At 59.9% G+C, this 24,470-nt stretch carries 24 protein-coding genes; 9 read left to right on the top strand and 15 right to left on the bottom strand.

Features of this window, described 5'->3' with window-relative positions; all coding sequences use genetic code 11:
- The first annotated feature begins 14 nt into the window (after positions 1-14).
- Complete coding sequence (locus tag BM234_RS00850) at positions 15-569, top strand: LOG family protein (protein ID WP_092059711.1); 555 nt, start codon at positions 15-17, stop codon at positions 567-569.
- 7 nt (positions 570-576) lie between these two features.
- Here BM234_RS00850 and BM234_RS00845 read toward each other — a convergent pair whose 3' ends face one another.
- From BM234_RS00845 to BM234_RS00825, 5 genes are all read right to left on the bottom strand, one after another.
- Positions 577-1,671 (bottom strand): ABC transporter ATP-binding protein, encoded by a 1,095-nt coding sequence (locus BM234_RS00845; protein ID WP_092059709.1) that lies wholly within the window; start codon positions 1,669-1,671, stop codon positions 577-579.
- Positions 1,672-1,692: 21 nt separating this feature from the next.
- Complete coding sequence (locus tag BM234_RS00840) at positions 1,693-3,339, bottom strand: alpha-glucosidase family protein (RefSeq protein WP_092061260.1); 1,647 nt, start codon at positions 3,337-3,339, stop codon at positions 1,693-1,695.
- 21 nt (positions 3,340-3,360) lie between these two features.
- The gene (locus tag BM234_RS00835; RefSeq protein WP_092059707.1) at positions 3,361-4,512 is read right to left on the bottom strand and encodes a carbohydrate ABC transporter permease; all 1,152 of its coding nucleotides are present in this window, start codon (positions 4,510-4,512) and stop codon (positions 3,361-3,363) included.
- A gap of 10 nt (positions 4,513-4,522) precedes the next feature.
- Positions 4,523-5,503, bottom strand: a complete 981-nt coding sequence (locus BM234_RS00830; RefSeq protein WP_092059705.1) for a carbohydrate ABC transporter permease — start codon at positions 5,501-5,503, stop codon at positions 4,523-4,525.
- Positions 5,504-5,566: 63 nt separating this feature from the next.
- Complete coding sequence (locus tag BM234_RS00825; protein ID WP_092059703.1) at positions 5,567-6,919, bottom strand: ABC transporter substrate-binding protein; 1,353 nt, start codon at positions 6,917-6,919, stop codon at positions 5,567-5,569.
- Between the two features lie 261 nt (positions 6,920-7,180).
- Between BM234_RS00825 and BM234_RS00820 the strand changes: the two genes are divergently transcribed.
- Genes BM234_RS00820 through BM234_RS00810 form a run of 3 tightly spaced genes read left to right on the top strand, consistent with a single transcriptional unit; the run spans position 7,181 to position 10,538 of the window.
- Positions 7,181-8,212, top strand: a complete 1,032-nt coding sequence (locus tag BM234_RS00820) for a LacI family DNA-binding transcriptional regulator (RefSeq protein WP_092059701.1) — start codon at positions 7,181-7,183, stop codon at positions 8,210-8,212.
- Positions 8,213-8,222: 10 nt separating this feature from the next.
- Positions 8,223-9,545, top strand: coding sequence for a GH1 family beta-glucosidase (locus tag BM234_RS00815; protein WP_092059699.1), 1,323 nt, complete (start codon positions 8,223-8,225; stop codon positions 9,543-9,545).
- A 3-nt stretch (positions 9,546-9,548) separates the two neighbouring features.
- Positions 9,549-10,538: a glucokinase gene (locus BM234_RS00810; protein ID WP_092059697.1), complete on the top strand. Its 990-nt coding sequence runs from the start codon at positions 9,549-9,551 to the stop codon at positions 10,536-10,538.
- A gap of 78 nt (positions 10,539-10,616) precedes the next feature.
- On the opposite strand, the gene BM234_RS00805 is transcribed toward BM234_RS00810, so the two are convergent.
- The 6 genes from BM234_RS00805 to BM234_RS00785 form a co-directional block, all read right to left on the bottom strand.
- Complete coding sequence (locus BM234_RS00805; protein WP_092059695.1) at positions 10,617-11,219, bottom strand: superoxide dismutase; 603 nt, start codon at positions 11,217-11,219, stop codon at positions 10,617-10,619.
- A gap of 114 nt (positions 11,220-11,333) precedes the next feature.
- Positions 11,334-11,855, bottom strand: a complete 522-nt coding sequence (locus tag BM234_RS00800; protein WP_092059693.1) for a sarcosine oxidase subunit gamma — start codon at positions 11,853-11,855, stop codon at positions 11,334-11,336.
- Entirely contained in the window at positions 11,848-14,877 is a 3,030-nt protein-coding gene (locus tag BM234_RS00795; RefSeq protein ID WP_092059690.1) for a sarcosine oxidase subunit alpha family protein, read from the bottom strand. The genes BM234_RS00800 and BM234_RS00795 overlap by 8 nt, the downstream gene beginning before the upstream one ends.
- Positions 14,874-15,203, bottom strand: coding sequence for a sarcosine oxidase subunit delta (locus tag BM234_RS00790; RefSeq protein WP_092059688.1), 330 nt, complete (start codon positions 15,201-15,203; stop codon positions 14,874-14,876). Before BM234_RS00790 ends, BM234_RS00795 begins: the two co-directional genes overlap by 4 nt.
- 108 nt (positions 15,204-15,311) lie before the next feature.
- Positions 15,312-15,473: a hypothetical protein gene (locus BM234_RS17395; protein ID WP_175501168.1), complete on the bottom strand. Its 162-nt coding sequence runs from the start codon at positions 15,471-15,473 to the stop codon at positions 15,312-15,314.
- A 64-nt stretch (positions 15,474-15,537) separates the two neighbouring features.
- Complete coding sequence (locus BM234_RS00785) at positions 15,538-16,782, bottom strand: sarcosine oxidase subunit beta family protein (protein WP_092059686.1); 1,245 nt, start codon at positions 16,780-16,782, stop codon at positions 15,538-15,540.
- Positions 16,783-16,949: 167 nt separating this feature from the next.
- On the opposite strand from BM234_RS00785, the gene ccmI reads away from it, so the two are divergent.
- Genes ccmI through BM234_RS00770 form a run of 3 tightly spaced genes read left to right on the top strand, consistent with a single transcriptional unit; the run spans position 16,950 to position 18,884 of the window.
- A complete protein-coding gene (gene ccmI / locus BM234_RS00780; protein WP_092059684.1) occupies positions 16,950-18,170 on the top strand; it encodes a c-type cytochrome biogenesis protein CcmI in 1,221 nt (406 codons plus the stop codon).
- Positions 18,167-18,649 (top strand): Holliday junction resolvase RuvX, encoded by a 483-nt coding sequence (gene ruvX / locus BM234_RS00775; protein WP_092059682.1) that lies wholly within the window; start codon positions 18,167-18,169, stop codon positions 18,647-18,649. The genes ccmI and ruvX overlap by 4 nt, the downstream gene beginning before the upstream one ends.
- Positions 18,642-18,884: a DUF1289 domain-containing protein gene (locus tag BM234_RS00770; protein ID WP_092059680.1), complete on the top strand. Its 243-nt coding sequence runs from the start codon at positions 18,642-18,644 to the stop codon at positions 18,882-18,884. The genes ruvX and BM234_RS00770 overlap by 8 nt, the downstream gene beginning before the upstream one ends.
- Here BM234_RS00770 and dusA read toward each other — a convergent pair.
- Positions 18,881-19,876, bottom strand: coding sequence for a tRNA dihydrouridine(20/20a) synthase DusA (dusA, locus tag BM234_RS00765; RefSeq protein ID WP_092059678.1), 996 nt, complete (start codon positions 19,874-19,876; stop codon positions 18,881-18,883). The two genes, BM234_RS00770 and dusA, sit on opposite strands and share 4 nt — an antisense overlap.
- A gap of 113 nt (positions 19,877-19,989) precedes the next feature.
- Between dusA and BM234_RS00760 the strand changes: the two genes are divergently transcribed.
- On the top strand, positions 19,990-21,078 hold the full coding sequence (locus BM234_RS00760; protein ID WP_092059676.1) for a site-specific integrase: 1,089 nt from the start codon (positions 19,990-19,992) through the stop codon (positions 21,076-21,078).
- A gap of 89 nt (positions 21,079-21,167) precedes the next feature.
- Positions 21,168-22,358, top strand: a complete 1,191-nt coding sequence (locus tag BM234_RS00755) for a DUF932 domain-containing protein (RefSeq protein WP_092059674.1) — start codon at positions 21,168-21,170, stop codon at positions 22,356-22,358.
- 74 nt (positions 22,359-22,432) lie between these two features.
- Here the strand turns inward: BM234_RS00755 and BM234_RS00750 are convergent, their stop codons facing one another.
- The 3 genes from BM234_RS00750 to BM234_RS00740 form a co-directional block, all read right to left on the bottom strand.
- Positions 22,433-23,122: an RES family NAD+ phosphorylase gene (locus BM234_RS00750; RefSeq protein WP_092059672.1), complete on the bottom strand. Its 690-nt coding sequence runs from the start codon at positions 23,120-23,122 to the stop codon at positions 22,433-22,435.
- Entirely contained in the window at positions 23,119-23,508 is a 390-nt protein-coding gene (locus BM234_RS00745; RefSeq protein ID WP_092059670.1) for an antitoxin Xre-like helix-turn-helix domain-containing protein, read from the bottom strand. Before BM234_RS00745 ends, BM234_RS00750 begins: the two co-directional genes overlap by 4 nt.
- A gap of 324 nt (positions 23,509-23,832) precedes the next feature.
- On the bottom strand, positions 23,833-24,399 hold the full coding sequence (locus BM234_RS00740; protein WP_092059668.1) for a T4SS efffector SepA family protein: 567 nt from the start codon (positions 24,397-24,399) through the stop codon (positions 23,833-23,835).
- Positions 24,400-24,470 lie beyond the last annotated feature (71 nt).

The following is a 24,470-nucleotide window of genomic DNA, read 5'->3' as shown; positions in this document are numbered from 1 at the left end:
AAAGGAATTTCGCGATGGCTTCCCTCTCTGTCTGTGTCTTTTGCGGTTCACGCCCCGGCGCCCGCCCCACCTATGAGATCGCTGCCACGCAAGTCGGTAAGGAAATCGCGGAGCGTCGTTGGCGCCTTGTCTATGGTGCGGGCGACATCGGTCTCATGGGCGCGGTCGCGAGATCAGCACAAGAAGCGGGCGCCGATACCTTCGGCGTCATCCCCATCCACCTTCTCGAACGTGAGGTCGGAAAGACGGACTTGAAGCGCTTCATCGTCACGGAGACGATGCATGAGCGCAAGAAAGTCATGTTCATGAACTGTGACGCGATTGTCGTGCTGCCCGGCGGGGCGGGATCGCTGGACGAGTTTTTCGAGGTCCTGACGTGGGCGCAGCTTGGCTTGCACCAAAAGCCGATCCTCCTGCTTGATACCGAAGGCTACTGGCAACCTCTTGTGTCCCTCGTCAACCATGTGGTCGACGAAGGCTTCGCGGATTCCTCCTTGCTGAACCTGTTCAGCGTGGTGAGTACGGTCGACGCGCTCTTTGAGGTGCTGGACACCGCAGCGGAGCGGTGACCTCGCCTCAGCGATAGTGCAAGGATCGACCGTTGTTGAATATCTGAACTTTTTCCGGGGCCGCTTTCAGGCGCACCTGATTTCCTCGCAGGTTGTCATGGATGCCCGGAAGCTTCGCTATAACCGGATCGCGCCCCTCTTCGGGCACGAAATAGAGCACGGTCACCTCACCGAGCGCCTCAAGGATATCGACCGTGCCTTCATACAGTGCAGGCTCTTCTGCGGCGGCCGCGATCAGATCTTCGGGGCGGACCCCGACGTTGACCTGCAAGCCGCGGTCCTTTTCGGTCGTCGGAACATCGGCTTCGGCAAGACCACCACCCGAAAGGCGGACCGTGGTGCGCGGACCCGTCTTCACGATCTCACCGGGCAGCAGGTTCATGGCGGGAGAGCCGATGAACTGCGCCACGAATTCGTTTTCCGGCCGTTCGTAAAGCTGCAACGGGGTGCCGACCTGCGCGATCCCCTTGTTGGCGAGGACAACAATCCGACTGGCAAGCGTCATTGCCTCGACCTGATCGTGGGTCACGTAGACCATCGTGCTGTCGGGCATCTGCTCCTTCAGCTTGGCGATCTCGATCCGTGTCGCCACGCGCAGGGCCGCATCGAGGTTTGAGAGGGGTTCATCAAACAAATAGACTTTGGGATCGCGCACGATCGAGCGTCCGATTGCGACGCGCTGTCGCTGCCCACCGGACAATTCCTTGGGAAGCCGGTCCAGATAGGGATCGAGTTGAAGAATGCGCGCGGCCTTCCCAACAGCGGCCTCGATCTCCTCTTTGCTCTTCTTGGCCAGTTTCAGCGCAAAGCTCATGTTGTCCCGCACCGTCATGTGCGGATAGAGCGCGTAGGACTGAAACACCATTGCAATGCCGCGTTGCGACGGGGGCACGTCATTGACCACCATTCCGTCAATTTCCAACGTGCCAGAGCTGATCTTTTCCAGCCCCGCGATCATCCGCAGAAGAGTGGATTTGCCGCAACCCGAAGGGCCGACGAAAACCACGAGTTCGCCCTTGGTGATTTCGAGGTCGATATTCTTGAGCACCTCGACCTTGCCGCCATAGACCTTTGCGACATCCTTGAGTTTCAGATCGGCCATCGCGCCCTCCCGTTCTTGTTTTTACTCGGCTGCCACGCCGAAATAGGCCTGATAGGGCGGCAAGTGCATGCCGCGCTCCGTCTCGCTGATCGTGAAGGGCGCACCCTGATCGCGCATCCAATCTCCCTCCGGCAAATCCAAAGGCTGCGCCTTGCCCGAGAGGTTGAACGCACAGAAGACACGGTTTCCCTCATATTCACGCACAAAGCTGAGCATATCGGGGCCTCTTTCGACAAAGCGGATCGTGCCCTTGCGAATGGGCTCGTGGGCATTCCGAAAGGCAATCATGTTGCGATAAAACGTGAGTGTGGAGTTCTGATCTGCATCCTGACGCGTCACGGCGCGCTCAAGATGCTCTACCGCCACAGGCAGCCAAGGCTTGGAATCCGTGAAACCGCCATTTGCGTTGTCCTGCACCCACGGCATCGGAGTCCTGCACCCATCGCGCCCCTTGAATTTTGGCCAGAACCGTTTGCCATAGGGGTCCTGAAGATCCTCAAATGGAACGTAAGCTTCCGTCAGGCCAAGCTCTTCGCCCTGATACAAGCAGACGGTGCCGCGCAGGCTCATCAATATCGCGGCATATGTCCGCACCAGTTCGTGGCCCAGATTCCAGCGCGAGGCATGGCGCACAACATCGTGGTTGGAAAACGCCCAACAGGCCCAACTATCCGGCGCTTCGACATCGAAACGCTCTAGCACTTCTGCGATGCGCGCGGGCGTGGGGAAAGCATTCGACAGAAAATCAAAGCCGTAGCACATATGCAGGTGGTCATGACCCTTGGTATACTCGGCTTGCACCTGCATCCCGCGCTGGCTCTCGCCGACTTCGCCAACCGAGGTAATCGCGGGATACTCATCCATAACCGCGCGTAGTTTGCGAAGAAATTCAAGGTTCTCCGGCTGCGTCTTGTCGTGGAGATGATCCTGAAAATTATAGGGGTTGATCGACGGTGCCGTGCTGTCGTTTTGCAACTCGGGAGGGAGGGGTGGATTGTCGCGCAGTTTCTGATCATGAAAATAGAAGTTGACCGTATCGAGGCGAAACCCGTCGACTCCCCGGTCGAGCCAATAGCGAAACACATCCAGAAGCTGTTGCTGCACGTCCTCATTGTGGAAGTTGAGATCGGGCTGCTCGGTCAGGAAGTTATGCAGGTAGTACTGCATCCGCTCCCCGTCCCACTCCCATGCAGACCCGCCGAAGATCGAAAGCCAATTGTTGGGCGGAGTGCCATCGGGTTTCGGATCGGCCCAGACGTACCAGTCGGACTTGGAATTGTCGCGCCCCGAGCGGCTTTCCTTGAACCACGGATGATCCGAGGAGGTATGGCTCAGCACCAGATCTATGATGACACGGATCCCGCATTCATGGGCACGGTGAACCAGCGCATCAAAATCCCCCAACGTGCCAAACATCGGATCGACATCGCGGTAATCGGAAACATCGTACCCGAAATCCCGCATCGGCGAGCGAAAGAAGGGCGAGATCCAGATCGCATCCACCCCGAGCGTACGCAGATACTCCATGCGGTGGATAATCCCGGAAAGATCTCCGATCCCGTCGCCGTTGCTATCCTGAAAACTGCGGGGATAGACCTGATAGACCACCGCGCCGCGCCACCAGTCCTGATCGGGCGCGGGCCCGGAGCCCAGATCCGTAGAAGTCATCGTCATGAGAAGGTTCGGTCCTTATTTGACAGAGCCTGCGAGCAGGCCCCGTACCAGAAAACGTTGCATCGTGAAGAAGACGACAAGCGGCACCGCGATGGACACGAAGGCCGCCGTCGCCAGAATACCCCAGTCCCCGCCGCGAGAGCCGAGCAGGTCATCGGCGATCTTGACCGTCATGACCTTTGCCTCATCCGAGGATGGCAAAAACACCTTCGCCACAAGCAGGTCGTTCCATGTCCACAGAAACTGAAAGATTGCGAAGGCTGCGAGGGCGGGAAAACTCAGGGGAAGCACGATCCGCGTAAAAACCTGAAAATCCGTGGCGCCGTCCACCTTGGCGCATTCGATGATGTCACGCGGCAAGCCAATCATGTAATTGCGAAGCAGATAGACCGCGAGCGGCATCCCAAAGGCGGTATGTGCGAACCAAATGCCGACAAAGCTCTGGCCCACACCGATCGCGTTGTGGAAATTGAGCATAGGAACCAATGCCAGTTGCAGCGGAACGACAAGCAGACCGACCACCGCCGCGATCAAAAGCCCCCGTCCGGGAAACTCCATCCACGCCAGCGCATAAGCGGCGAAGGCCGCGACCAGGATTGGAATAACCGTGGCGGGGATCGTGACCGTCAGCGTGTTGATGAAGGCCCGGTCCATGTTATCCGCTGCCAGCACCGTTCGATAGTTGTCCAGCGTGAACTTTGGCGGAGAATTTGCCGCAAAATAGACCCTCTGACCCCGGCTTCCCGGTTCCTCGGGGGTGACCCAGCGATAGGTGCCATCTGGGTTGATAGACAGGCTCTCTCCATCCCCGAGATCCGCCACCGTGCCCGCTTCGAACTCCGTAGGGGCCGCGCCGCGGGTGCCGAAAGCGACGACCGCGCCGGGTGACGCGCCGAAATAGGAGGCCGCCTCTTCGTCGTCGAAGATGTTCCCTGTAATGACAAAGCCGCCCCCTTCCGGCACTGCCTCGGCGCTTGTGCGTCCCCGGGCGGTCAATTCGACCGCAAAGGGCGCTTCCCACCAGCCAGACGCCGAAATCTGATCCCGGTCGCGAAAAGAGGAGATCAGCAAACCGACCGTCGGGATGAGCCAGATAAGCACCAGCAGAAGCACCGAGATATGGGTGGCCCAAGCAAGGCCGGTTTTTTGTCCTGCGATATTATCCATGTCTTCTCCCTCAGCGCTGCTCGGCCCGGGCCTGTCGGATGTTCCAGACCATCACGGGCAGGACGACAAGCATGATGACGAAGGCGATGGCCGTTGCTCGGCCGTCGTCGCGGAACATGAACGACATCATGTAGCTCGGCAGGATCTCTGTTCCGAAGTTGCCGCCCGTCATGGTGTAGACGATATCGAATACCTTGAGCACGAGGATGGTGATCGTGGTCCAGACGACCACGATTGTCCCCATGATCTGCGGCACCTTGATTTTGAAGAAAATCTGAAACGGATTGGCCCCGTCGATGATCGCGGCCTCGATGGTTTCTTCGGGAATGCCGCGCAAGGCGGCGGAAAGAATGACCATCGCAAACCCTGTCTGGATCCACACCAGAATGAACATCAGGAAGAAGTTGTTCCAGAACGGAATCTGCATCACATCCACGGGTTCAGACCCGAAGAGCCCGGCACGAATGGCGTTGATGAGCCCGATATCGGCGTCATAGGCATAGACGAACTTCCAGATGAGCGACGCCCCCACAAAGGAAATCGCCATCGGCATGAAGATCAGCGACTTGGCGATGTTTCCCCAAGAAAGACGATCGGTCAGCTGCGCGGCGAGCAAGCCGAACGCCGTCGCTCCGGCCGGCACCACGAGCGCCCAGAGAATGTTGTTCAGGAAGGCGGTGCGAAATTCCGGAGAAGCAAAAAGCTCGACGTAGTTTTGCAAGCCGATGAATTCGTTGCCCGATCTGTTGTAGAGCGAGCGCAGGAAGGAGCCTATTACGGGATAAACCAGATACAGGCTGAGTGCGAAGATAGCCGGAAACAGAAAGAGCCACGGCCGAACCATGTTGGCCCTGCGAATGTTGCTGGCAATGTTCTTGCCGCGCGCGGGATAGATTAAGGTATCGAGGATCAGGTTTGAAAGGAAAAAATATCCGACACATCCCCCGACGCCGATGATGATCGTGATGATCCCTTGCAGAATGGGACTCATGGCCAGCTCTCCCTCCTCGTGTCATCCGGACCGCGGGCTGGTGCCCGCGATCCGAAAAGCGTTTCAGTCGATCTGGTCCCAGCGGGCCTGAATATCCGCCGCGACGGTGGCTGCATCCTTGCCGGTGGTATAATCGACCATGCCGGTCCAGAAGGCCCCCGCGCCAATTTCACCCGGCATCAGGTCCGACCCATCAAAGCGGAAGGTCGTCGCGTTGGTCAGGATTTCGCCCTGTCCGCGAAGCGTATCGGTCGCATAGATATCCGGGTTGGCTGCCTTCAGCGGTGTCAGGAAACCCGACTGCGCCATCCAGATTTCATGCGCGATTGTCGTCTGGAGGAAATCGATCAGCCCGTGTGCAACTTCCTTGTCGTTGGCGATCGCAAAAAGCGTGCCCGCACCCAGTACCGGCTTGCCGAGATCCTTGCTCTCGTAGGCAGGGAAGTAGAAGAAATCCGCATCCTCACCCATCACGGTGCCTTCGGGGAAGAAGGTCGGAATGAAGGACGCCTGGCGATGCATGTAGCACTCGGGCGGGAAGGTGAACAGGCCGCCGGGGCTGTCGCGGAAATCCGTGCTTGCCACCGCTTCGGTGCCACCGTTGACATAGTCGCCATTCAGAGCGAATTCGCCAAACTCCTCGATGGCCGCGACGATACGTTCGTCGTCGAACTTGATCTCGTTGGAGACCCAACCGTCATAGACTTCGGGAGGCTGCGTCCGCAGCAGAAGATCCTCGACCCAGTCGGTGGCCGGCCAGCCCGTCGCGGCACCAGAACCCAGCCCGATGCACCAAGGGGTGCCCCCGTCGGCAACGATCTGATCGGAAAGCGCCTTGAGATCCTCCATCGTTTCGGGAACCTCGTAGCCGTTCTCCTCAAACGCCTCGGGGGCAAACCAGACAAGGGATTTCAAATCGACTTTGTAAAAGAAACCATAGATCGCCTCGGATCCGTCTTCGCCCGCAAAGGTGCCCAGATCGACCCAGCTTTCGCCAGCGGCATAGTTTTCCTTGACCCATTCTGCTGTGTCTTCGCCCAAGGGGACCAGATAGCCACGCGCAGCCATATCAGCGGCGAGACCCGGCTGGGGGAAGATTGCAATGTCGGTAGGCGTGTTGGCCTGTGCTGCGATGACAAAATCGTTTTCAAAGCTGTCGGAGCCGGAATAGGTGACATTCGCGCCGGTCGCTTGGGCAAAATACGCAAGTACGCTATCTACCAGTGCCTTGTCGGCGCCTGTCCACGGACCGGAGAGCGTCAGGGTTTCGCCGCTGTAGTCATGTTCGGCGGCAAAGCTTTCGTAGCTATCCCAGGTGAAATCCCTCTCGCCGACCGGAAATTTCAAATCCTGCGCGCCAGCTACTCCCCCGGCCAGCGCGATAACCGCGGCCGTGGCGTATAAACGATAAGTCATGTGGTTCCTCCCTAGAACGCAACCCACGTTGCGAGAACTGTTTACCCTCGCGCCAACGGAATCAACCATCAAAGCGCTTTGGATACATATCAACCTTGTTGATCCGTAAACGCCTGTCAATCGGTTCGAGGGGTCACGGGCAAAATTCAATTTGCGGTCTCCCCAGTGGACTTGGGCATTTCTCGCGCGCAAACGTTTTGACCTCGCTTGCGCTTCTGTTTACCGTCCAAGCGAAATTGAAAGCGCTTTGGCCCCTCAAATATGAACCTCAAGCAACTCGCAACACATCTCGGGCTTTCCCAGACAACGGTCAGCCGTGCCCTGAACGGCTATCCCGAAGTCAACAGAGACACACGAGAGCGGGTTCAGCGCGCAGCCAGTGAACACGGGTACAGCCCCAATAGGCGCGCAAGATCGCTCGCGACGGGGCGTTCGATGGCCATCGGGCATGTGATCCCGTTGCGGACCCAGCATGAAATGATGAATCCGGTCTTTGCCGATTTCATCGCCGGCGCGGGGGAGACCTATTCACGCAACGGATACGATCTCATCCTGTCGGTTGTCGGCCCCCGCGACGAAGAAGCCGTCTATTCCGAACTGTTCAGCAAGGGCGCGGTCGATGGCGTCATCGTTCATGGACCGCGGGCGGGCGACAACCGGATCGAGATGCTGAATCGGATCGGCCTCCCCTTCGTGGTGCACGGACGCGCGTCGGACACTCCGGGGCCGTATAGCTGGCTGGACATCAACAACCGCCGCGCTTTCGACAGGGCCACCGGATACCTCATTGATTTGGGCCATCGCCGGATCGCCCTTTTGAACGGGTTGGAAGACATGGACTTTGCCCAGCGCAGACGGCAGGGCTTTCTCGATGCGCATCAACGGCGGGGCATTGAACCTGATACTGCGCTGATGTGCAGCGGGGAGATGACGGAGATGTATGGCTACGAAGCGCTGCGCCCCCTGCTCGCCTCATCCGAACGTCCTACCGCCCTGCTTTGTTCATCCATGATCTCAGCGGTGGGCGCGCGCCGCGCCATCCACGAGGCCGGCTTGGAATTGGCGCGGGACATTTCCCTGATCACTCACGATGACGATCTCTCCTATCTCCGCAACGGCAGCAACGTACCTATGTTCACGGCGACGAAATCTTCCGTGCGCGAGGCCGGGCGCACCTGTGCCGAGATGATCCTTCGGAGCCTCAGCTCCCCCGACCTTCCGCTGCAAACCACCATGCTCGAAGCCGAGTTCGTACTGGGCCAATCGACCGGACCGGCCCCCGCGTCTTTGTAAGGAATTTCCCATGAACTTCACACGTAGCGATTTCCCGAAGGATTTCCTCTTTGGTGCCGCGACCTCCAGCTATCAGATCGAAGGTCACAAGTTTGGCGGCGCAGGACGAACCCATTGGGATGATTTCGCAGACACGCCGGGAAATGTTGTCCGTGCAGAGAATGGCAACCTCGCTTGCGATCACTATCACCGCTACGAGGAAGACTTTGACCTGCTCGCCGCCGCAGGGTTCGATTGCTACCGCTTCTCCACAAGCTGGGCGCGGGTACAGCCCGACGGAAAAGGCGCGCCAAACCCCGAAGGCCTCGATTTCTACGACAGGTTGACGGACGCGATGCTGGCCCGCGGGTTGAAGCCCTGCGCGACGCTGTATCATTGGGAATTGCCCTCCGCACTTGCGGATCAAGGGGGCTGGCGCAACCGCGACATAGCGGAGCGTTTTGCCGAGTTTACCGAAATCATCATGGGACGGATCGGCGATCGGATGCACTCCGTCGCCCCAATCAACGAGCCATGGTGCGTGGGGTTCATGAGCCACTTCCTCGGCCATCATGCCCCCGGCCTCCGGGATGTTCGCGCCACAGCCCGAGCCATGCACCATGTCCTTCTCGCCCATGGCCGGTCCATCGAAGTCATGCGCGCCTTGGGAATGACCAACCTCGGCGGTGTGTTCAACATGGAATGGGCCGAACCTGCGGATGATACCGAGGAGGCAGCCCGCGCCGCCGCGCTCTATGATGGGTATTACAACAGGTGGTTCATCGAAGGCGTCTTCAAGGGAAGCTACCCCGCCAACGTTCTCGAAGGGCTGGAGCCGCATCTTCCGCGAGGCTGGCAGGACGACTTCGGCACGATCACCACGCCGCTCGATTGGTGTGGCCTCAACTATTATACCCGCAAGCTCATCGCTCCGGCGCCTGGACCGTGGCCGCATCACCAGGAAGTCGCAGGCCCCCTGCCCAAGACCCAGATGGATTGGGAGATCTATCCCGATGGCCTCTACAAGTTCCTTCACCGCACGGCGCAGGAATACACCGGGGACCTGCCGCTCTATGTGACCGAAAACGGCATGGCAAACCCCGATGTCCTGGTTGATGGCCGCGTGGATGATCAGGGCCGCATCGACTACCTTAATGCCCACATCGGAAAGGCACGCCAAGCGTTGGACGACGGTGTTCCGCTCAAGGGATATTTCGTCTGGTCGCTGCTCGACAATTATGAGTGGGCGCTTGGCTATGAGAAACGCTTTGGCCTTGTCCATGTTGACTTTGAAAGCTTGAAGCGCACCCCGAAAGCGTCCTATGAGGCGCTCAAAACCGCCCTCGCGAGGTAGGCCATGGCTCGTCCCGATCCCCTGCACACGATCTGCGCCGACGTCGGAGGTACGAATACCCGCGTGGCCTTCGCGGATGGCCCGATCGTCCGTCAGGAGACGATCCGCCGATTTCGCAACGCGGACCACTCCGGCATAGAAGATGTGCTTCGCCGTTTCCTTGCCGAAAGCGCCTCCACCCGCCCGCCCGAAGCCGCCTGCGTCGCAATCGCCGGCCCGGTTCGTGATGGTTTAGGCCAGTTGACCAATCTCAACTGGTCGATAGATCGTGAGGCCCTGAGCGGGGCTACCGGGGCGACCACGGCTGCAATCTTGAACGACCTGCAAGCCCAAGGGCATTCGCTTGCCCACCTCGACGAAAGCGCCTGTGAAACCGTCATCCCTGCCCCCGCGCCGGCAGCCCATGCCGCGTGCCTCGTCGTCGGAGTTGGAACGGGCTTCAACATAGCCCCGGTCTTTCATCAGGAAGACATGACGCTCGTTCCACCTGCGGAAGCTGGGCACGCCAGCCTGCCAGTCCGGGATGCACGTGATCTCCGCCTAAGCGAAACCCTCGCACGTGCGCATGGCTTCCCAGCTGTGGAGGAAGCTCTCTCCGGACGCGGAGTGGAACACCTCTATGCCTTCGCTTGTGCCGAAGCCGATCAAACCAAAAGCAAGACAGCGGCAGAGATCATGGCAAGTTGCAAAGCGGGCGATGATCCCGAAGCCCGAGAAAGCGTGAAGCACTTCGTCACGCTGTTGGGTACGGTCTGTGGCAATCTGGCGCTGAACCAACTCCCGTTCGGAGGGGTCTTTCTGGTCGGTGGTGTCACGCGCGCCATGCAGCCCTACTTCGCTGAATTCGGGTTCGCCGAGGCATTTCGCGACAAGGGTCGTTTCTCTGGGTTCATGGAAAATTTTGGCGTCCATGTCGTAACCGACGACTACGCAGCGCTTACCGGTTGTGCCGCCCATATGCAGGAGCTTCTAAAAGCTCGAGCAACACTTTAACTACGGAACTTAAATAACTCCGTGACATGCAAAAGCCCCACGCAATGTGCGGGGCTTTCAGTTCTTCGGTGTGTAAATTTACTTCAGGCGGGAAGCGACGTTTTCCCAATTCACAAGCTTATCGAGGAAGTTCGTGAGGTAAGCTGGCCGCTTGTTGCGGAAGTCGATGTAATAGGAATGCTCCCACACATCACAACCAAGCAGAGCGGTTTGGCCGAAGCAAACCGGGTTCACGCCGTTTTCGGTCTTGGTGACTTTCAGGGAGCCGTCGGCATCCTGCACCAGCCATGCCCAACCGGAACCAAACTGCCCAGCGCCTGCGGCGGAGAACTCTTCCTTGAACTTGTCGACCGAGCCGAAAGCTTCCGTGATCGCTTTTTCAAGCTCGGACGGCATTGCGGAGTTGCCCGGAGACATCATTTCCCAGAATTGCGCGTGGTTCCAGTGCTGGGACGCGTTGTTGAAGATCCCGGATTGGGCAACGGCATTCGCGTCGTATGTGCCCTTGATGATCTCTTCTACGGATTTGCCTTCCCATTCGGTACCCGCGATCAGCTTGTTCCCGTTGTCGACATAGGCCTTGTGGTGGATATCGTGGTGATATTCCAACGTCTCCTTGGACATGCCGTTATCGGAGAGCGCGTCGTGCGCATAGGGTAGTGCCGGAAGTTCAAAAGCCATTGGAGCCCCCTCTGGTTTGTTAATTTGCTCGCAACACATAGAAGTGCGGCAAGGCATGAGGTCAACCCCCCGCCCTCCGGATTGCCTGAGGACATCCCCCATTGGCAGGTAGGCTCAGAAGGCGCCGACTTCCGTTCCGGGGCGCGCCGCATCGACCATCAGGTCCCATACATAATCGGCAACTGAGCGAAAACAGATGACACGCAGCGCGCCATCTTGCTGCATCCAGATCGCCGCCGCCACTTGGCCTATGCGGGATCGACGCACGCGTCCGGGAGAAAACTTCTGTGGGGAAAGGTCAATCGGCATGAGTTTGGCCATTACTTCCAACGCATTCCGGCCCCGCACGTCAAACAGGGCCCTCGCGCTAGAAACATCCGCAGCGAGGTGATGAACACCAGCCAAATCCTGCGCGAGATCTCTCAGAAGACCGGCCACTTCTGCTCTTGGGCAAAGGAACAGGAGCTCATCCGGTGACATCCAGAGCGTGGTCGTTTCCCCTTCCCAACATGCTTGTCCGCGTTGAGGTCGGGCGCGTCGCAGTGCCGTCTCGGCGGAAACCCGCAGGCTGACCATGCCATAACCTTCGACGTCCTCGATACGGGCGATACCGCCGTCAAATTGCCGTTTACGCATCCTGCTTCGTCCCTTCCGGATTATAGAAAACGGGAGAAACGAGCCGCGCCTTGTAAACCTGGCCATCTGTTCCCGGAAATTCGAGTTCGTCTCCCATGCGCTCCGGCCCCCTCAGGACGAGCCCCATGGCGATACCTCGGCCAAGGGTTGGGGAATGATAGCTGGATGTCACGCGGCCTTGGGTCGCGCGTTGCCCAATCGAGGTTTTCCCAGATGCTACGGCATAGGCACCTTCGGGAAGGACGGAGCCGTCAACAGTTTCAAGCCCGACAAGCTTCCAACGATCCGGATCAATCATATGGCTCCGCATCTGCGCGCGCTTACCGATATAGTCGTCCTTACCCTTGGCAATGGCCCAGTCCAGACCGAGATCCTGCGGAATGACGGTGCCATCCGTTTCGTCCCCTATCATGATGAAGCCCTTCTCCGCGCGCATCACGTGGAGAGCCTCTGTGCCATATGGAGAAATGCCAAAGTCCTGCCCTGCCGCCAGGAATTTTTCCCAAAGCTCTATCCCTTGATCGGCAGCGACCGCGATCTCATACGAAAGCTCCCCGGAAAACGAGATCCGAAAGATACGGGCGCTGATCCCGGCCAGCATTCCCTCACACCACCCCATGAAGGGCAGCGCATCCCGCCCAAGGTTCATCCCACCAAGTCGCTCCAACACCTCGCGGGATTTCGGACCGACAACCGCAATCTGGGCGAATTGCTCTGTCAGGTTTGCGGTATAGACCTTCCAGTCCCACCATTCCGTCTGAAGCCAATCCTCCATGTGCGCATGAATATGATCCGCCCCGCCAGTCGTCGTGTGGCAAAGGAATGTCTCTTCATCGAGCCGCGCGACGACGCCATCGTCCATGAGAAATCCGTTTTCACTACACATCAGGCCGTAGCGGCAGCGACCCGGCTTGAGCGTGCTCATCCGGCCCGTGTAGAGCATATCGAGCAAGCGGCCCGCGTCGGGGCCCTTCACGACAATCTTCCCCAAGGTAGAGGCGTCCAGCAGCCCAACGTGGTTCCGAGTTTGCAGAATCTCCCGTGCCACCGCGTCGGAATGGCTCTCGTCGCCCCGCGGATAGCAATAGGGACGCCGCCAGTGCCCCACCGGTTCAAAGTAGGCGCCCTGCTCTTCGTGCCAGTCCTGTATCGGCGTACGGCGAATTGGAAGGAACCGCGGACCGGTCTGTGAACCTGCGATCGAGCCGAATGAGATCGGTGTATAGGGCGGGCGAAAGGTGGTCGTTCCCGTTTGAGGGATGGGACGGCCAAGCGCATCGGAGAGGATCGCGATGCCGTTAATGTTGGAAAGCTTCCCCTGATCCGTCGCCATTCCAAGCGTCGTATAGCGTTTGGCGTGCTCCACACTCTCGAACCCTTCGCGTGCAGCAAGTTCGACGTCGGAAACCTTCACGTCATTCTGGAAATCCAGAAAGGCCTTCTCCCTCAAGGTAACGGGCGCTTGGCTTGGCATGATCCACACCGGTTCGATCGCAGCTTCCTCAACACGCGTTGCCACGGGTTCCGACTGCGCGGCCCCATTGTACCCAAGTTCGGCCGCCGCGCGTAATCCGGCTGCATGTCCATCTTTGACCGCCGCTGCGAGGGTCATCTCACCCGAAGCGGCCCCTGCGGCGATCACATATGGCGCACCATCAGCCCCACGCGCCGAGTTATCCACATCCGGGCGAAAGCAAAATTGGCGTGCATCCCAAGTGAGTTTTCCCCCAGAGTGGGACCAAAGATGGACCGCTGGCGACCACCCACCAGACATTGCAATGGCATCGCAGGATATCTCCTCCAGCGCGGTTCCAGCCCCTCGTTGATCACAGATAGTGACCCCCTCGACGCGCCGGCGCCCCTTGACTGAAGAGACCCCGCCACCTCGGATTACCCTGAGCCCTCGCTCCACTGCCTCTTGCGCGACGCCTCCGGCATCCCCGGTCCGGGCATCGACGATAGCAGCGACGTCAACACCCTGATCCTGAAGTAAAAAGGCGGTTTCATAGGCGCTATCGTTATTCGCAAGCACGAGCGGGTGCTTCCCCATCGAGACCCCGAAATCAATGAGGTAGTCGCGTGCAGCCGAGGCGAGCATGACCCCCGGAAGATCGTTCCCCGGAAAGGCGATAGGGCGCTCGATGGCCCCTGTCGCCGTGATGATCCGACCTGTCCTAATCTTCCACAGACGGTGCCGTAGCGCCCCCTCTCCCGGGAGGTGATCTCCCACGCGCTCATAGGCGAGGACATACCCATGATCATAGACCCCAGCGCCCATCGTGCGAGTGCGGCATTGCACATGCGGCATTGTCCCCAGTTCCGCGAGACATTCGTCCACGTACTTATCCACAGGGATGTTGTTAACGCTTTGTTTACCACCTGAGTGGTCGGCGGGGCTTCGCCCACCCCAGTGCGCGCTCTGCTCGATCAGCAATACGCGGGCGCCCGCGCGCCCCGCTGCAAGGGCGCTCTGAATGCCCGCGATGCCGCCACCTACGATAAGCACGTCAACATGCAGGTAAAAATGCTCGTAGCGGTCCGGATCGCGGGCTTCGGGGTTCGGTGCATAGCCCAATCCAGCCGAGCGCCGGATCAAAGGTTCGTAGACATGCTTCCAGAAGGACCGGGGGCGCAAAAACGTCTTGTAATAAAACCCAGCAGGCAAGACCCGCGAGAGCCGAGAGGTTACCGCGCCAAAGTCCATGGAAAGGCTAGGCCACCTGTTTTGAGATCGCGCCGTCAGCCCATCGTATAGCTCCGTTGTCGTGGCCCGCTGGTTGGGCTCGAACAGGTCGCCTTCTTCAAGCCCAACAAGTGCATTGGGCTCTTCGCTACCAGAGGCGACGATGCCTCGGGGTCGATGATACTTGAATGAACGGCCCACAAGCATGCGATCATTGGCGAGCAAAGCGGACGCAAGTGTATCCCCTCGATAGCCTCGAAGACGCGCACCGTCGAAGCTGAACGTAACCGGGCGGGAGCGATCGATGCGACGACCGCCGCTTTTCAAACGTGTGCTCATGATCCGCTAGCTCCCCGCCGGTCGGGTCGCCGTTCGGAGATCTTGTCGACTATCTCTTGAGGCGGACACGACGTCTGCGCCGCATAGGTCCCGAAAACTTCGAGGGTTGCCGTGCACCGAGCGGCGATGAACCACTTCCCGCAGCCAAATGCATGGCGCCAGCGTTCAAAATGAACGCCTTTCGGGTTAGACCGATGAAAGAGGTAACTCTCGAACGCTTCGTCTTGGCTTTCCGGTCCCTCACGCCGCAAATGAGCCTCTCCGCCGGGGGCCAGCTCCGTCTCGTCTGCGGACTCGCCGCAGTACGGGCAATTGAGGATCAGCATTTGTTCGCCCCCGTGAGAAATGGGAGGCAGGGCAGGAAAACGCCGGATCGCCGCGCCGTTGTACGGCGTGCAACCCGGCGGCAAGTCGTTGCAGGTTTGCAGGTCTTGTTAGCCCTCGCCGCCGTCGGGAAGATTGATCTCGATATCGGCATCGTCCGCAGCGGGAACGTCTCCCCCAAGGAAGAGATAGCCGAGGATGACCACGACGACGACGACCGCGCCAAGGATGAAAGCCAACCCGGCGTTGGAGCCGGAACCGTTCTGAGCCATTTGTGTTCTCCGTTACCCATGAAGGTGCGGAAGTGAACGCCGCTCTTGTAACAAAGGTTCCGCATCAATGTGCCACTCCTGCTGCGACGGACTCGTCGACAAACCGGCCCTCGCGGAAGCGCGCCAGCGAAAATGCCTCTGTCAAAGGAGAGTGCCCCTTGGCCATCAGCTCGGCCATGCCCCAGCCGGATCCGGGTATCGCCTTGAACCCTCCGGTGCCCCAACCGCAATTGACGAAACATCCATCGAGTGGGGTTTTCGACAGGATCGGGGAGCGATCCCCTGTCATGTCCACGATCCCGCCCCACTGCCGCAACATCTTGAGCCGGGAGAGCATTGGGAAGGTCTCCACAAGGGCGCGAACCGTCTCTTCGATGTGATGAAAGGAGCCCCGCTGGGTGTAGTTGTTGAAGCCATCAGCACCGCCCCCGATGACCATCTCGCCCTTATCGGATTGGCTCATGTAGCCGTGCACGGTATTCGCCATGACGACTACGTCCATGATCGGCTTGATGGGTTCGGATACCAGCGCCTGTAGCGCGACACTCTCCAACGGAAGTCGGAAACCGGCCATCTCCGCCAGCACCCCCGAGTGACCAGAGGCGACAAGGCCAAGCCGATTGCAGCCAATTGCCCCCTTGCTCGTCTCGACACCGCTGACGCGCCCCGCCTCGGAACGGATGCCGGTGACCTCGCATTGCTGGATGATGTGCATGCCCATGTCGGAACAGGCCCGTGCATAGCCCCAAGCGACGGCATCGTGGCGCGCGGTGCCGCCGCGCGGTTGCCAGAGCGCGCCGAGCACGGGATAGCGCGGCCCATCCAACCGGATAATCGGCACCAGTTCCTTGACACGGGAAGGCGAGATGAATTCCGTCTCAACCCCCTGAAGCGCGTTGGCATGGGCCGTACGCTCATACCCCCGCACCTCATGGTGCGTCTGCGCAAGCATCATCACCCCGCGGGGGGAGAACATCACGTTGTAGTTGAGATCCTGAGACAGCGTTTCATAAAGGCTCCGGGCCTTCTCATAGATCGCCGCCGACGGATCCTGCAGATAGTTGGAACGGATGATCGTGGTGTTGCGGCCGGTATTGCCGCCTCCGAGCCAACCCTTCTCAAGGATCGCAACATTGGTAATCCCGAAATTCTTCCCGAGATAATAGGCGGTCGCGAGCCCGTGCCCCCCTGCCCCCACGATCACGACGTCGTAGGAAGCGCGCGGCTCTGGCGAAGTCCATGCACGCTGCCAGCCGAGGTGATGCCGGGCGGCCTCTCGTACGATGGCAAATGCGGAATAGCGTTTCATCAAGTTCCTTCCCTGATGCCTCTTCTGTGGCCAAGCTACCCCGATTTGGGAAGACCGACGGCGGCATTTTCACGCGCGTTTGCGACATTGCCGCAGGCGACAGGCAAGGTTGCCTCTTTTTTCCCGCCGCCGCCGCCTTTACATCAAAGACGCAAGGCGGAGGATACATGGATTTCTGGATCACCTCGATCATACTGGCACTCGTCATCGGCGGGCTGCTCGCACTCGCGTTACTCAGGTCACGCGCTGACGCCGTACCGGCGGAATCCTTCGATCTGAAAGTTTATCGGGATCAATTGCTTGAAGTTGATCGTGACCTCGCACGAGGAGTTGTGGCCCCCGAGGATGCCGAGCGCGTGCGCGCGGAGGTTTCTCGGCGCATTCTATCGGCCGATGCTGCTCTACAGGAAAAGGGTGCGGACCGGCGCGGGCCTTTTGGTCTTTCCCGCGCGGTAGCGGCAATCATCGTGCTCCTTGTCGTGGGGGGGACGTTTGCGCTCTATTCCGCGATTGGCGCACCGGGCTATAGCGACCAGAGTTTGGCCGCGCGCAAGGCCGATGCCGAATCCTTTCGCCAATCTCGACCTGATCAGGAAACCGCAGAGGCGCAGGTGCCCTCGGCCCTTCCGCCACTTACCGAACCTTCCGAGGATTATCTGAGCTTGATGGATAAGCTGCGGCTCGCAGTCCTCGAACGACCCGATGACCTTCAAGGACATCTGCTGCTTGCCCGCAACGAAGCCGCGCTCGGCAATTTTCGCGCGGCACACCAAGCGCAAGGTCAGGTTTTGCGCCTTCGTGGGAATGAGGCGACGGCCAAGGATTACGTCGATTATGCCGATTTACTCGTGCTTGCTGCAGGCGGTTATGTCTCTCCCGAAGCGGAGACAGCGCTCGGGGCGGCGCTTGCACGCGACCCGAATAACGGAACCGCGCGCTATTACCTGGGGCTAATGCAACTTCAGACCGGTAGGCCTGATCAGAGCTTTACGGTCTGGAACCGTTTGCTGCGTGAAAGCGACCCAAGCGCGCCATGGGTTGCCCCCATCCGCCAACAGATCGAAGGCGTTGCGCAGCTTGCTGGCGTTGACTTTACGCCTCCCGAACTGCCGGAGCCGACTGTGAATCAAATGCAGGAGATGTCCGAACTCTCGCCCGAGGACCGCGCCGCGATGATCGAGGGCATGGTCGCGGGCCTATCTTCGCGCCTTGCCGAAGAGGGCGGATCCCCCGCGGAATGGGCGCGGCTCATCACCGCGCTTGGTGTGCTCGGACGTGACGATGAGGCCCGTACCATCCTTGACGAGGCCCGCAGCGTTTTCGCGAGCAATCCCGGCGCCTTGGCAGAGATCCAAGCGAGTGCCAAGAATGCCGGTCTGGTCCCATGATTACCGACGACACGGAGGAATTCGCCGCTGCTCTTCCACGCGGTCAAGCGCTGGCGGGTCTTGATTTCGGAGAAAAGACTATCGGTGTGGCGGTCAGTGATCGCTTGCTCTCCGTTGCTACACCGCTCGAAACAATCAGGCGTAAAAAGTTCGGCATGGATGCGCAGCGATTACTGGAACTTTGCGCCAAACGCGATATCGCTGGCCTCGTCCTCGGGCTTCCGCGCAACATGGATGGGTCCGAAGGCGCACGCTGTCAGTCGACCCGCGCGTTTGCCCGCAACCTCTCACGCGTGACAGAGTTGCCGATCACGTTCTGGGACGAACGCCTTTCGACCGTGGCCGCCGAACGCGCATTGCTCGAAGCGGATACCAGCCGCAAACGCCGCGCCGAGGTCATCGATCACGTTGCTGCCTCCTATATCCTACAGGGTGCGCTCGACCGGCTCAGGCACTTGAGAGGCGGCCGCCATGAGTGACGAAATCTGGAAGCGCGAGGAAATTGAAAGCCCCTGCGTCAAGCTCTGCGTCGTGCACCCCGAAGCACGGATCTGTACCGGCTGCATGCGCTCCATCGAAGAGATCACCCGTTGGTCCAAGATGACCCCGGAGGAGCGCCGAACAGTCATGGCTGAGTTGCCGGACCGCGAAAAGCTCTTGCGAAGGCGACGCGGTGGCCGGGCCGCCCGGCTAAAGCGGAGTGAGGACAGCTAGGCCGCTGCCCGAGACGCGCTTTGCACCATGTCGAGCGCTTCGCCGATCACCTCGGGCCCCGCATCCGCACGACTTCCTGCCTCCGAGATGTGCCGGCGCCAAAGTCGCGCACCCGGTCGCCCCGCGAACAGACCCAGCATATGGCGCGCGACCTGATGAAGCCGCCCGCCTTGTGCGATATGCTCTTCCACGTAGGTCATCATCAGGTGCGCAACCTCGAACGGATCGGCATCCTCCCCTGCGCCAAAGATCCTCCGGTCAGCCTGAGCGAGTATGTCGGCGGGATTGTGATACGCAGCGCGACCAACCATGACACCGTCAAATCCAGCGGAGAGAAACTCTTCGGCCTGCTCCAGTGTAGTGATCCCGCCATTGATGGAAATATGGAGGTCGGGGAACTCTTGTCGCATTCGCGCGACAAGATCGTAATCCAGCGGCGGCACATCGCGGTTTTCTTTCGGTGACAGGCCCTTCAACCATGCCTTGCGAGCATGAATTATGAAACGCTTGCAACCCGCGGAGGAAACCCGCGCGAGAAATTGAGGCAGCACAACGTTCGGTTCCTGATCATCGACTCCGATTCGACACTTCACCGTAACCTCCGCCGAACTGCCTGAACGCATCGCAGAAACACATTCAGCCACAAGTCCGGGATCCTTCATCAAGACGGCTCCGAATGCGCCAGACTGCACACGATCCGAAGGGCATCCGACATTCAGGTTGATCTCATCATATCCCGCCTCACAACCGAAACGCGCGGCCTCTGCCAGCTCCGCCGGATCTGAACCTCCAAGTTGCAACGCGACGGGATGCTCCACCGGCGAATGATCCAGCAAATGCATCGCTTGGCCACGAACCAAAGCGGGCGCGGTGACCATCTCTGTGTACAAAAGGGCACGTTGCGACAGCAGCCGATGAAAATACCGGCAGTGCCTGTCCGTCCAATCCATCATAGGGGCACAGGATAATCTAGCGTGTTGATTTATCTGCATTTTTTGTGTATCTTCAAACTGTTGGCTTTGGGCTCTGCTACGCTGGAATACGCCCCAATATCCCCGAATTTGCCCCTCTACGACGACTCATTGCACACATAGCGCACACGAAAATGGCCTCCATCACCAAGCTCCCCTCCGGTGCCTACCGGGTCCAGATCAGACGAAAGGGCCGCTACGCGAGCGAGACGTTCCTCCGCCGCGACGACGCCCATCGTTGGGCCCGCCATGCGGAGACCCGGGTCGATCAGGGGCTGGCGCCGAACAAGTCGTCCGTCTCCCGCCTGACCACCTTCGGCGATCTCATCGACCTCCACATAATCGATATGTGCGAGGTAGGCAAACCGCCGCGTCGCAGCAAGGCCGCCACGCTCAAGACGCTCAAGCGCGATCTGGGCAAGGAGAAGATCGGGCACCTCGACCGGCAAATGCTGATCGACTACGGCAAGATGCGCGCTGATCAAGGCGCCGGTCCGGTGACCCTCAGCATCGATATCGGCGTGATCAAGATGATCATCACCCATGCGGCGGCTGTGCACGGCCTCGACATCTCTCCGGAACCCGTCGATCTGGCGCGCGTCGCGCTCAAGCGTCTCGGCCTGATCGGCAAGGGCACGGAGCGGGATCGTCGGCCCACCACGGACGAGTTGAACCGCCTCTTTCGCTGCTTCGATGACAACGATCGCCTAACCCTGCCGATGACACGGATCGTGAAGTTCGCGGTGGCCACGGCCATGCGGCTCGACGAGATCTGCCGCGTCGAATGGACCGATCTCGACGTCGACCGCCGGATGCTCTTGATCCGCGACAGGAAGGACCCGCGCAACAAGACCGGGAACGACCAGCGGATCCCACTCTTCGCCGCCACGGGGTTCGATGCCTGGGCGTTGGTCACCGAACAGGCCAAGGAACTCGGGCACGCAAGGGGCCGGATCTTTCCCTACAACTCGAGATCGGTCGGAACGGCCTTCCGGCGCGCCTGCGTCGAGGTCAGCGTGAAGGACCTGCATTTCCACGATCTACGCCATGAGGGCACAAGCCGCCTGTTCGAGGCCGGATTCGCGATCGAACAGGTCTCACTGGTCACCGGCCACAAGGATTGGAAAATGCTGCGCCGGTACACGCATATCCGCCCGGAAACGCTGCACCGGCTTGCCGCGTCGCGCGCCCCTTCCCCGCTCGAGACCCGCGCAGCCGAGTAATCCGAGAGGTTGAGGGGTGCCGTCCCAGCCCGTGACGGGTTTGGAGGTCGAGAGAGAGGCTTTCGGCCGCCCGTCGCGGGAGAAAACCCATGAATACCGAGATTATCGATGCCGGGCGTGATATCAGCGGCGGCTACAAGGTGGATGTGTCGCGCGGTGAGAATGTGAGCCGCGTGTCGTCGGAGTGGTTCTCGCGACCGGATGACGAGCGGTATCTGTCACTCGACGATCTGTTCGCCTCGGTCAAGGGCCGGGCGGAGCGGAGCCGGACGCAGACGGTCGAGAGCGCCGCGATCCGGGTCGAGGCACATCGCGACAACCCGGAGAGGCTGGGGCTTGTCCTGCCTGGCGCGGATGAACCCATCGCGCCGACGCATTGGTCCTTTGGCCAGCTCTCGAGCCTCGTCGGCGCGCCTGCAGCCTATCTGCGCCAACTGCCTGCGCCGCTGGCGGGCATCAACCTGCAATACGGGCTGACGAACCACCGGGCCGAGCAGATCAAGACGATGGAAGTCGCGAACGGCCGAACCGAACTGCGCGCGGTCACCGGCCCCGACTATGGCCGCATCTACGATCACGAACTGGTCTCCGCCGTCCAGCGTATCGCGGGCAACGGCATTGGCGACACGCGCTGGAAGGTGCCGGGCGTGCTCGACTGGTCCACCGGCATCTACAACCCGCGCGTGGACGTGACGAAGGAGACGACGACGCTATACGCCTCGGACCGCGACGTGTTCCTGTTCCTCGTCGATGACCTGAACCCCATCGAGGCAGGGCTGCTGCCCGACGGCACGCCCGACCTCTATTTCCGGGGGTTCTACTGCTGGAATTCCGAGGTGGGCGCCAAGACGCTCGGCATCGCCAGCTTCTACCTGCGCGCGGTCTGCCAGAACCGCAACCTCTGGGGCGTCGAGGACTTCCAGGAGATCACCATCCGGCACTCCAAATACGCCGCCTCCCGCTTCGCTCACGAGGCTGCCCCGGCGCTGAGCCGCTTCGCCGAGTCCTCGCCTGCGCCCTTCATCGACGGCATCCGCGCGGCGCGGGAGAAGATCGTCGCGCGAACGGACGAGGACCGTCAGGATTTCCTCCGCAAGCGCGGGTTCTCGAAGGCGGAGACGGGGCGGATCGTCGAGACGGTCCTGGCCGAGGAAGGCCGCCCGCCCGAGAGCGTCTTCGACTTCGTGCAGGGGATCACCGCGGTGGCCCGGTCCAAGCCGCAGCAGGATGCGCGGCTGGTGATGGAGGGCAAGGCGAAAACGTTGTTGGAGAAAGCCTAATTGCGTTGAATATGAATGCAGATCAACGTCCTATCGGGATAATCTCAAGTACTGAATGAAGATGTCGAGGGGCGTTATAGCCCCTCGATCGTGAACTCGGGCACACCTTGCCAGACCAGCTTCCAGCTCGCGCCCGGGCGGACATTCTGGATGATGCCGGGATCGAAAGCGACGAAGCACCGCCCGCCCGGGTGACGCACGGATGGGTAGATCAGCCCACGATGCCCCTCTGCCCTCAAATCCGCGGCGAGACGCTGCCCCGCCGGATAGCCGTGCCCGGGGTCTGGGTCGAGCGCCGGATGCGCGTCCCCGTGCATATCCGGGAAATCCCCCATGAAATCAGCCAGCAGTTCGACATAGCGCGCCTCGTCCTCGTAGCGGCCGATGAAGCCCAACTCGCGGGTCCGGTGAAACCCAACTTCCTGCGCGCTCGTCAGCATGTCCCAAGCGCAGTACCACGCGCCGCGCTCGCCGGTGTTGAACCGGTTGCCAGAAGGTCGCGTGTAGGTGAAGGCGGCGTTGATATGGCTCTGCCCGTACAGGGTCAGGTCATGAGACCGCCGCACGAAAGCGAGTTCGCGTCGGTCAAGCGCGGGACTGCCCTGCGCTTCGGCGATCAGACGGGCACTGGTCTCGCCTTCGATCTCGGCGAGGATGTCCGCCTCCGTGTCGCTGTCGACCAGCCCCCGCAGCACTGGGGGCTTGTGATAAGTCTCTGAGATCAGCCTGACAAGGGCGCGGTCGTTGACCGACGTGATCCTCAAACCCCGCCCCGCAGCGCGTCCACATAGATCCGCACACGCAAGATCTTGGGCAATCCTCCCTCGATCATCGCGTCCACGGGACGCACGCCGTCGAACTCCGGACCCCGGTTGGGCAGCTTCACCCAGTCGCGCGAGATCGGCTCATTGAAATAGAGCTCGAGCGACTTGTAGAGGCCGATGAGCGCGGACAGGCGCAGCATCTGGTCGCGCGTCAGATCTCCGGCAAAATCAGGCTTCTTGGCCCGTTTCCAGGTGGATTCCGACATATCCGCCAGCGCCGCGGCCTCCCGCAAGGTGAGTGACCAGGCGTCCGCGATACGCGTGAAGGCCTTGAGCGCGACCCCCTGCCGATCCGGCGCAGGACGTTGCAGAACAACGTTTTCCATGTGTTGGCGCTCCTTTGTAGATCCACGAACAAGATAAGACCATATGACATGCTCTATAAGTCCATATGGACCTTACACCAAAGAAGTTGCCGGAGACAACAGATTTCGGCGACCACTTGCAGACAACACCGCCGCCGCCGGATCTAATCTGCAACGAGATGCGCGGCTGGTCATGGACGGAAAGGCGATGGTGTTGCTGGAGACGGTCGGTTGAGAAGCCTTTGGCGACGGCTTGCTGATAAGCCGTCGCCATATATTGAAGAATGCAAAGGGGACCGGCCCACGGCGCTTTGACTGGAGCGCTTTCAGTGCTTTCGACTGCGCTTAAGCGTTGCCGGCTCGGAGGACACCGGCCTTTCCAGGATACTGTGCTTTCGGGTTTTGGCGCCAGACGAAATCCACAGTAACGGGAATGCGATGCTTATTGGCAAGTCGATCGACCTCTTTCCATGCATCCGCGGCTGACTGACCCTGAATCGAGATCCCAAGCTCCGGATAGTACCGGTAGCCCTCTTCCTCATAGCTGGAAGCCTTTGCCGGAATACCCAGTTCCCGAACCAGCTTCTCACCTTCGAACCCTTTGGACTTCAATCCTGCAATCATCGAGTTCAGGATTGAGGCCCATTTCGGATTCTGGATCAGCTCTCCGTCGATGGATGCTTTCATCGGCTTCGTGAATGTAAGGCTTGGTGCAGTGTCAAAAGTCAGTACGCCATCATCCGAAGTCTCGGATGTTTCCAGCACTTCATAATCACGTTCCATACCAAGCTGTTCCATCGCCTCTTGGACGATGCGATCGATCGTTTCACTCGGCGACTTGGTTCCGAACCAGACTTTGAGCGTGCTGATATCGGCAAACGTTGCGTCATTGATCCTAACTACGGGCATCATGGCCATCTCCTTTGGCTCCGGCATAGGGAATATGTAACATTGATTCTGCCGCGCAGTCAAGGGAATATGTT

This window comes from Poseidonocella pacifica, assembly GCF_900111875.1.
In the GTDB taxonomy this organism is placed as follows: Bacteria; Pseudomonadota; Alphaproteobacteria; order Rhodobacterales; family Rhodobacteraceae; genus Poseidonocella; species Poseidonocella pacifica.
This window is presented reverse-complemented; position numbering and strand designations above follow the sequence as displayed.